4 tRNA genes and 1 rRNA gene (1 of these 5 only partly in view) are annotated in these 1,686 nt (G+C 52.3%); all 5 read right to left on the bottom strand.

The features are described from left to right. A 16S ribosomal RNA gene (locus ABD308_RS01420) occupies positions 1–1,157 on the bottom strand; it reaches 414 nt to the left of the window's first position. A gap of 141 nt (positions 1,158–1,298) precedes the next feature. Beyond that, positions 1,299–1,375: transfer RNA gene (locus ABD308_RS01415), tRNA-Ile, on the bottom strand. Positions 1,376–1,380: 5 nt separating this feature from the next. Further along, a tRNA-Gly gene (locus ABD308_RS01410) sits at positions 1,381–1,454 on the bottom strand. Between the two features lie 15 nt (positions 1,455–1,469). Next, positions 1,470–1,546, bottom strand: a tRNA-Pro gene (locus ABD308_RS01405). A gap of 7 nt (positions 1,547–1,553) precedes the next feature. Further along, positions 1,554–1,630 (bottom strand) — tRNA-Arg (locus ABD308_RS01400). Positions 1,631–1,686: the final 56 nt, after the last annotated feature.

Here is a 1,686-nt window from a genome sequence, read left to right as displayed (position 1 = left end):
ATGCTGGCAACTAAGGTCAAGGGTTGCGCTCGTTGCGGGACTTAACCCAACATCTCACGACACGAGCTGACGACAACCATGCACCACCTGTCACTCTGTCCCCGAAGGGAACCCTCTATCTCTAGAGGTAGCAGAGGATGTCAAGACCTGGTAAGGTTCTTCGCGTTGCTTCGAATTAAACCACATGCTCCACCGCTTGTGCGGGCCCCCGTCAATTCCTTTGAGTTTCAGCCTTGCGGCCGTACTCCCCAGGCGGAGTGCTTAATGCGTTAACTTCAGCACTAAGGGGCGGAAACCCCCTAACACCTAGCACTCAACGTTTACGGCGTGGACTACCAGGGTATCTAATCCTGTTCGCTCCCCACGCTTTCGCGCCTCAGCGTCAGTTACAGGCCAGAGAGTCGCCTTCGCCACTGGTGTTCCTCCACATATCTACGCATTTCACCGCTACACGTGGAATTCCACTCTCCTCTCCTGCACTCAAGCCTCCCAGTTTCCAATGACCCTCCACGGTTAAGCCGTGGGCTTTCACATCAGACTTAAGAAACCGCCTGCGCGCGCTTTACGCCCAATAATTCCGGACAACGCTTGCCACCTACGTATTACCGCGGCTGCTGGCACGTAGTTAGCCGTGGCTTTCTGGTCAGGTACCGTCAAGGTACAAGCAGTTCCTCTTGTACTTGTTCTTCCCTGACAACAGAGCTTTACGATCCGAAGACCTTCATCACTCACGCGGCGTTGCTCCGTCAGACTTTCGTCCATTGCGGAAGATTCCCTACTGCTGCCTCCCGTAGGAGTCTGGGCCGTGTCTCAGTCCCAGTGTGGCCGATCACCCTCTCAGGTCGGCTACGCATCGTTGCCTTGGTGAGCTCTTACCTCACCAACTAGCTAATGCGCCGCGGGCCCATCTGTAAGTGACAGCATAAAAGCCGTCTTTCAACTTCCGACCATGCGGTCGGAGGTGTTATCCGGTATTAGCCCCGGTTTCCCGGAGTTATCCCGATCTTACAGGCAGGTTGCCCACGTGTTACTCACCCGTCCGCCGCTCGTTCCACAAGTTTCATCCCGAAGGAATCAACTTGTTTCACGCGCTCGACTTGCATGTATTAGGCACGCCGCCAGCGTTCGTCCTGAGCCAGGATCAAACTCTCCAATAAATGTTGTCATCGCACATAAAGTGCTCAACTATTACTGAGAAACAAGTTTTCCTGTCACTCATAAATCAATGCTATTTAAATAGCGAATTGACGTACTGGTTGTTTTGTTCAGTTTTCAAGGTTCGAAATAGTAATTTTTAATGGTGGGCCTGAGTGGACTTGAACCACCGACCTCACGCTTATCAGGCGTGCGCTCTAACCGACTGAGCTACAGGCCCCATTATGGAGCGGGTGATGGGAATCGAACCCACGACATCAGCTTGGAAGGCTGAGGTTTTACCACTAAACTACACCCGCATATTTGATTTTTACTGGTCGGGAAGACAGGATTCGAACCTGCGACCCCATGGTCCCAAACCATGTGCTCTACCAAGCTGAGCTACTTCCCGGGTCGAATGGTGCGCCCGAGAGGAGTCGAACCCCTAACCTTCTGATCCGTAGTCAGACGCTCTATCCAATTGAGCTACGGGCGCTTTTTTGCGACAAGATTTATTATAACACAACCACAATATCTTTGCAAGAAGTTTTT

Origin of the sequence: Kitasatospora putterlickiae (assembly GCF_039527695.1) — a bacterium.
Classification (GTDB): Bacteria; Actinomycetota; Actinomycetes; order Streptomycetales; family Streptomycetaceae; genus Kitasatospora; species Kitasatospora putterlickiae.
This window is presented reverse-complemented; position numbering and strand designations above follow the sequence as displayed.